Annotated in this window: 6 protein-coding genes; 3 read left to right on the top strand and 3 right to left on the bottom strand. The window is 45.1% G+C overall.

The window, feature by feature from the left end:
- Positions 1 to 88: 88 nt before the first annotated feature.
- The 3 genes from ltrA to AB4482_RS22000 form a co-directional block, all read right to left on the bottom strand.
- Positions 89 to 1,741, bottom strand: a complete 1,653-nt coding sequence (ltrA, locus tag AB4482_RS22010) for a group II intron reverse transcriptase/maturase (RefSeq protein ID WP_108156761.1) — start codon at positions 1,739 to 1,741, stop codon at positions 89 to 91.
- Positions 1,742 to 2,873: 1,132 nt separating this feature from the next.
- Positions 2,874 to 4,520 carry a chaperonin GroEL gene (groL, locus tag AB4482_RS22005; protein ID WP_017061290.1) on the bottom strand — a complete coding sequence of 549 codons (1,647 nt, stop codon included), beginning with the start codon at positions 4,518 to 4,520 and terminating at the stop codon, positions 2,874 to 2,876.
- Positions 4,521 to 4,726: 206 nt separating this feature from the next.
- Positions 4,727 to 5,017, bottom strand: coding sequence for a co-chaperone GroES (locus tag AB4482_RS22000; RefSeq protein WP_010433998.1), 291 nt, complete (start codon positions 5,015 to 5,017; stop codon positions 4,727 to 4,729).
- Positions 5,018 to 5,235: 218 nt separating this feature from the next.
- Between AB4482_RS22000 and AB4482_RS21995 the strand changes: the two genes are divergently transcribed.
- The 3 genes from AB4482_RS21995 (at position 5,236) to AB4482_RS21985 (ending at position 7,488) form a co-directional block, all read left to right on the top strand.
- Positions 5,236 to 6,579 carry an MATE family efflux transporter gene (locus AB4482_RS21995; RefSeq protein ID WP_372181702.1) on the top strand — a complete coding sequence of 448 codons (1,344 nt, stop codon included), beginning with the start codon at positions 5,236 to 5,238 and terminating at the stop codon, positions 6,577 to 6,579.
- 126 nt (positions 6,580 to 6,705) lie between these two features.
- Positions 6,706 to 7,191 (top strand): methylated-DNA--[protein]-cysteine S-methyltransferase, encoded by a 486-nt coding sequence (locus tag AB4482_RS21990; protein WP_372181701.1) that lies wholly within the window; start codon positions 6,706 to 6,708, stop codon positions 7,189 to 7,191.
- Between the two features lie 108 nt (positions 7,192 to 7,299).
- A complete protein-coding gene (locus tag AB4482_RS21985; protein ID WP_017063158.1) occupies positions 7,300 to 7,488 on the top strand; it encodes a hypothetical protein in 189 nt (62 codons plus the stop codon).
- Positions 7,489 to 7,496 lie beyond the last annotated feature (8 nt).

Here is a 7,496-nt window from a genome sequence, read left to right as displayed (position 1 = left end):
CGAGAGTCCATATAAGAACCGTACGTGCGAGTTTCCCCGCATACGGCTCAAGCCTTTATAAGCACCTACCTAAGTAAATGCCAGCAACTCAAACATGTAATTGCCTATGACAATTAATATGCAACATCATAAGATTTTCGCTATTGTCCGAACCACCATCGACTCGTCGAATGATATGGTGAACATCCCATTCATCTTCAGAGGCAAACTGCCGGTGGCATACCGCACACTGGAAACCCTGCCTTTCGGCAATCTTCCAAAGCTTCATGTTACCTGATAAAGATTTCTTCAATCTTCTGATCGTCAAACTTTCAAAATATTGCTCATCTTCTGGTAAGTAACAATTCGCTAATGCCTTAATCTTTACATGCTTGTCGATTTTCACTCTCGATGCGTAAAGCAAACGGTAGTAGCCATCTTCCTCTTTTGGTCTTGGTGCACTGAATACCCAATTCCTATCCCCTACTGACTTAAAGTATTTATCTTTAATCCAGCGTTTTCGGCGATTAGAATGGATACGTCGACACCAACGCCAAAGCATCTTCCAGATTCGGTAATCTACATACTTGAATGTCTCACTAGCACAGATCCAACGATGGTAATTACACCACCCTCTGATCATCGGGTTCAACTTGGCAATGATTGCACTCGCTGGAGCCGTTTTGTGACTATCGAGATAATCTTTTATGTTTTTCAAAAAGACTTTCACATTCTTTTTCGCAGGCTTGATTAACATCTTGCCTTTGTATTTCCGAACGTTCTGCCCTAGGAAATCAAACCCATTCTCTATATGTGTGATTAATGTTTTTTCCTTCGACAGTTCTAACCCACGATCCGCCATAAAGGCTTCAACTATTGGCAGTACTTCTTGCTCTAACAACTCTTTCGAGATGCCAGTGATGACGAAGTCGTCAGCATATCGCACATAGTTAACCTTAGTTTTATAACTAGCTTTGGTGTTTTTCTTCCCGAAATGAGATTCCAGCACCGCATCTAGCCCGTCTAAAGCCATATTCGCAAGTACAGGAGAAATAATTCCTCCTTGCGGTGTACCTGCTTCTGTTGGATTCCAACTTCCAGATTCCATAAATCCGGATTTAAGCCACTTCTTGAGTATCACTTTATCCATAGGGATATTAGCGATTAACCAATCGTGACTAATGAAATCAAAACACCCTTTAATATCCCCCTCTAATACCCATTGGGCACTACTCTTGCGACTGAGGTTTACGAAACATTGTTCAATAGCATCAGCACAATTGCGGTGAGGACGAAATCCATAGCTATGTCTGTCCGCTTTGGTTTCCGATACAGGTTCTAGCGCTAACAGGTGCAGTGCCTGCATTGCTCTATCACGCATGGTCGGTATTCCTAGCGGACGTTCTTTACCATTAGATTTAGGAATGTAAACCCTCCTTAACGGCATTGGCTTGTAGCCTTTACTCGTTAGAGATTGAATAGCATCCCATTTCAAAGTTGGTGTATTCCAAAGTACTTTGTCGACACCTGATGTTTTCTTTCCACGGTTTTCGGTTACCCGTTTTACCGCTATCGCTTTGGCAGAAAAAGAGCGTATTAACATGCGCTGTAGCTTTTTAATTTGCCTGTTATCGCCGTGTTTAGTTGCCTTCGCAATCCGTACTTGTAGCTTCTTTACTCTTTGATGGCATAGCTTCCAATTAATGGTTTGCCAGCTATCGTTCGAGTATGAGAATGCAGGTAGACACTGTGCCTTACTCATCTTGCTTTCCTCATGGTGGATCCCCCATGTGGAGTGAAGATAGATCTCCCCTAAGGGTGAAGTATCATTCACCCTTAGGGGGACAAGTATCAACCAGCGAACGAAGTTCGCTAGTCATCCTTCGGCTTTACAAGCCTTCTTACGATTAAAGACCTAATGGAAGTCTGCACTCTTTCGAGTTGAGGCAAAGTCTGAACCTCTATCTTGGCGATTACAGCCAAGCATTCGCTTTATCCATCGCTCCCATACCCACTCATCCAACAGCTCCCCTTACGGGTTACCTGCCTCGAGGGCGAATAATTGGGCTTACCAAGTTCCTGTATTTGTACAATTAGTTACTTAGGTTCTACCTATTCAACGGTGGCACAACAGTAGCGTAATCCCAGATGTAAAAGGAATAACCTGTCCACATACCTTTTGGTCAGAGCGCCTTGCAGTAATCAACCTAGATTGATTGCTACAAACAAAGACATTTCGCTCGTCGCGGCTGACGTTGTTTATCAGTAGTTCACATACGTTAACCTTATAACCAAGCCTAGCCTCTCAATCGGTCGTCATTACCGATATCTGTATTATTTGCTCGCGCAAACGACACACCTTTTCAGGGAGTACATTGTCAGGAAGCTTCGCACCAATCCGTTACCAGATTCGCACTATCCCTAGGCTACTACTTGCTACAAAGTAGGTCTTATCACTCAAACTGTTGTTGAGAGTAAGACAATACAAACACAAGCTTCAGTCAATTGACTGTTGAAGCACCTCTTCTTGTTCTGTCAGTGAGGAGTACTCACTTTCAGCTAAGAAGCCAAGAGCTGCAGTTTATGAGGGCATGCCAAACCATTGGCATGTCGGTCCCATGTCTTTCCTTTTTAAAGGCAGTTTCCTGCGCGTTGGTGCCAAAGATTATTACTTTGAATGCACATCGGCATAGTTAACTAAGAGGCAGCACGCTGCCTCTGACATATTTCCGTTTCGAAGACCCTTTCGGGCATGGAGGTTGGGTGAGAGGAACTCTAGGCAGAGCGTTATCATTACATCCTCGGAGTTGATAACTAGGGCGGTTATATCCAACGATATTTCCGCCCACCTCAGTACATTATCCTGAGGAACAGTCAATGCGACCCTTGTCGCACTACATCATGCCGCCCATGCCACCCATACCGCCCATGCCACCCATATCAGGCATTGCAGGGCCAGAATCTTGTGGCTTATCAGTGATCATCGCTTCTGTTGTGATCATAAGACCAGCAACTGACGCTGCGAACTGAAGTGCAGAGCGAGTTACCTTAGTTGGATCTAGGATACCCATTGCAATCATGTCGCCGTATTCGCCAGTCGCCGCGTTGTAACCGTAGTTACCTTCGCCAGCACGAACGTTGTTAGCAACAACAGATTCTTCATCACCTGCGTTCTTCGTGATTTGACGGATAGGCGCTTCCATTGCACGTAGTGCAACACGGATACCGACGTTTTGCTCTTCGTTGTCGCCTTCAAGGCCAGCAACTTTAGATGCAGCGCGGATAAGTGCAACACCACCACCAGCAACCACACCTTCTTCAACGGCAGCGCGAGTTGCGTGAAGTGCATCTTCAACGCGGTCTTTCTTCTCTTTCATCTCAACTTCAGTTGCAGCGCCCACTTTGATTACTGCAACACCGCCAGCTAGCTTAGCTACGCGCTCTTGAAGTTTCTCTTTGTCGTAGTCAGACGTTGCATCTTCGATTTGTTGACGGATTTGAGAAACACGACCTTGGATCATTGTTTCTTCGCCCGCGCCATCGATGATGGTTGAGTTTTCTTTAGTGATAGTTACACGCTTAGCTTGACCTAGGTCTTCTAGCGTTACTTTCTCTAGGTCTAGGCCGATCTCTTCAGAGATAACCGTACCGCCAGTTAGGATAGCGATGTCTTGCAGCATAGACTTACGACGGTCACCGAAACCAGGCGCTTTAACAGCAGCCACTTTAACGATGCCACGCATGTTGTTCACAACTAGAGTTGCTAGCGCTTCGCCTTCTACATCTTCAGCGATGATAAGAAGTGGACGAGATGCCTTAGCAACCGCTTCTAGAGTCGGAAGAAGTTCACGGATGTTCGAAACTTTCTTGTCGATAAGAAGAATGAATGGGCTTTCTAGATCAACAGAACCCGCTTCTTGGTTGTTGATGAAGTAAGGAGATAGGTAACCACGGTCGAACTGCATACCTTCAACTACGTCTAGCTCGTCTTGTAGAGCCTGACCTTCTTCAACCGTGATTACGCCATCACGACCTACTTTTTCCATCGCTTCAGCAATGATGTTACCTACTGTCGAATCAGAGTTCGCAGAGATAGTACCTACTTGCGCGATAGCTTTTGTATCTGCGCATGGAACAGAAAGGCCTTTTAGCTCTTCAACTGCAGCGATAACTGCTTTGTCGATACCGCGCTTAAGATCCATTGGATTCATGCCAGCAGCAACGGCTTTTAAGCCTTCAGTGATGATTGCTTGAGCAAGAACTGTTGCTGTAGTCGTACCGTCACCCGCCGCGTCATTCGCCTGCGAAGCCACTTCTTTAACCATTTGCGCGCCCATGTTTTGGAACTTGTCTTCAAGTTCGATTTCACGTGCAACTGAAACACCATCTTTAGTGATCGTTGGTGCGCCAAATGATTTGTCTAGAACAACGTTACGGCCTTTAGGACCTAGCGTTACTTTTACTGCGTCAGCCAGAACGTTTACACCTTCTAGCATTTTAATACGTGCGTCATTACCAAATTTAACGTCTTTAGCAGCCATCTTAATTTCCTTTCAAATTCTTTGTTTCGGGGCGTCTCAGCGTTATCGCGTCATTCTGAACAGTGAGGGACGAACGTGATTCAGAATCTACTCAAATCGCACTCTGTTTAGATTCCAGATAATTCGTTCCTCATTTCTGGAATGACGATATGAATCATCCAATACTGGCTCTGATAACTTTTACTGAGAGTTAAATGAAAAATAGATTACTCGACGATCGCCATGATGTCGTTTTCAGACATAATCAGAACTTCTTTGCCGTCGATTTTTTCAGTTTTCGTGCCGTAACCTTCAGCAAAGATAACGGTATCGCCAACTTTTACGTCCAACGGTTGCACTGAACCGTTTTCTAGAATGCGGCCTTTGCCAACAGCTAGAATGATACCGCGAGTCGATTTTTCTGCGGCAGAACCAGTTAGAACGATGCCACCAGCAGATTTAGATTCAACTTCTTGGCGCTCAACGATAACTCGGTCATGTAGAGGACGGATATTCATCGGTCTTATCTCCTGATAATTTCCATTTAAATTTTGATAGTTGCCACGATTAGCGTGGGTCAAACAATATGTTGGGGACAATGTGATGAATCCCAAGGGGGGAACGGAAAAATTGTGAGCTAAAGTGCAGATTCTCACCCCTCATCTTTCCCTGCTTTTCGTTTACTCGTATCCCGCATCTGTTTATCCTACGCTTTTGGTTTCTATCGGCGTTTTGCATGCAAGATAAGCACGGGCTATTAACTGCCCCAATTGAGAGTACATTGCGTACCATGACCATACCGACCATATTCGGTATGGTGGCGATCTTGATGTTTAACCTCGTCGATACTTTCTTCATCTCATTGCTTGGCACCCAAGCCTTAGCCGCGGTGAGTTTTACCTTTCCAGTCACCTTTGCCATCAACTGCATCACCATGGGGATTGGTATTGGCTTATCGACATGTATCGGTCGATTACTTGGCCAAGGCAGCGCACAAAATGCAGCACGCTTTACCTGTCATGGCTTATTGCTGGCTCTGCTTCTGGTCGGCTGCGCGTCTACATTAGGTATTATCGCCTTAGAACCTATGTTTACCCTGCTAGGAGCAAAGCAAGAGTTGTTGCCGCTGATATCGGAATACATGTCGGTGTGGTATCTCGCGATCCCATTGTTGGTCATCCCCATGGCAGGCAACAGCGCCATTCGTGCCAGCGGCGATACTAAAACACCCGCCAAGATTATGCTACTGGCTGGCCTTATCAATGGCGTTTTAGATCCGCTACTTATCTTCGGGTATGGGCCTTTCCCTGAACTGGGGATTCAAGGCGCTGCGATTGCCAGTGGTTTCAGTTGGTTTGGTGCTTTGTGTGGCTCACTCTACGTATTGATGGTGCGAGAAAAACTGCTTGCGCCGCCTAAGCTGACAAACATCGTCAGTGACTGGCGACAGATCTTAAAAATAGGCACCCCAGCGGCTTTGTCTAACGCTCTGAACCCACTTGCCGGCGCTATCATCATGATGATGCTGGCCAAACAAGGGACTGAAGCCGTGGCGGCGTATGGCGCTGCCCAGCGTATTGAATCGATTCTAATCATTGTGTTGATGTCTCTTACTTCGGCGCTTACGCCTTTCATGGCGCAGAACTTTGGCGCAAACAACCCACAACGCAGTTTTAAGGCACTGTTTCTGAGTATGCGTTTTGCTGTGATGTTCCAAGGTTTGATTTTCTTAATGATGGTGCCGTTGAGCATTCCTTTGGCTGCCCTGTTCTCTCAAGAAGAATCCGTCCGAGGCATATTGTGGCATTACCTGTTAGTCGTGCCCTTTAGCTATGGATTCCAAGGCATTGTGATGATGCTGATCAGTGGGATGAATGCCATGCATCAACCACTCAAAGCCTTTCAATGGAGCTTCATGCGTTTGTTTGTCTTTACCTTGCCATTCGCTTGGATAGGCAGCCAAATTGATGGTGTCGAAGGGCTGTTTATAGGCTTAGCCTTGGGGAACATTGTCGGCGGTATTTCAGGGTACTTGTTTGCGCTTCGTGTAAGGGGTAAAGCAGATGCGGGATACGAGTAAACGGGATGCGAAAAGATATAAGAGCAGATGCGAGTAACCGGGATGCGAAAAGATTTAAGAGCTTAAGAGCAGTTACGAGATTCGAAGAGCTTGAGAGCAGAAAAAGACTAAAAAAAGGAAGATGACATGGAAGACACCACTTACAAAATGTTCTATGACGCACCAATTGGCAAGATGATCATTGTTAGCAATGGTGTGTCGCTTATTGAAATTGACCATGTAAATCACGAAGAGCTAATGATTAGCAATCCAGATGACCTTTGCCAACTGGCAGCGAAACAGTTAGATGAGTACTTCGCAGGTCATCGAATAGAATTCGATTTGCCATTAAGAGCGATAAAAGGCACTGACTTTCAAAAATCCGCTTGGCAGGCTTTAACAACCATTCCTTATGGCAAAACCATAAGTTACGGTGAGCAAGCAAAGAGAATGGACAACCCAAAAGCCGTAAGAGCAGTGGGTGGTGCGAACGGCAGAAACCCATTTAGTATTGTTGTGCCTTGCCATAGAGTCATCGGCGCGAATGGAACATTAACCGGCTACACCGGCGGTATGAATCGCAAAGAGTGGTTGTTAGATTTTGAGCGTTCGATCTTAAATAAAAAGAAGTAAACCTTATCTCACTAGATCAATAATATAAAATTTCGCCATCAAGAAGCGCCATTATCACCAGACAACATATAGTCTATATTTAAAATTTCATACAAAGAGGTGATGGTAATGTCCACTGATACGATTGAATCTTATGAAGATCGAAAGCGTAGAGATGGAGCTATAGCGCTAATGAAACTATTATCGTTTTCTATTGATGATAAAAAACATGACCGAGTCAATTCAGGTACTCAGATTCGAGATAAACTGGCAAAACGTAAACAATCGGTTCAAGAATCAACATCACCGTTACGCTGATAATAATA

The sequence above is a fragment of the Vibrio sp. 10N.222.55.C7 genome (genome assembly GCF_041473335.1).
In the GTDB taxonomy this organism is placed as follows: domain Bacteria; phylum Pseudomonadota; class Gammaproteobacteria; order Enterobacterales; family Vibrionaceae; genus Vibrio; species Vibrio crassostreae_C.
The sequence above is the reverse complement of the archived record's forward strand: the minus strand, read 5'-3'. Positions and strand labels throughout refer to the sequence as shown.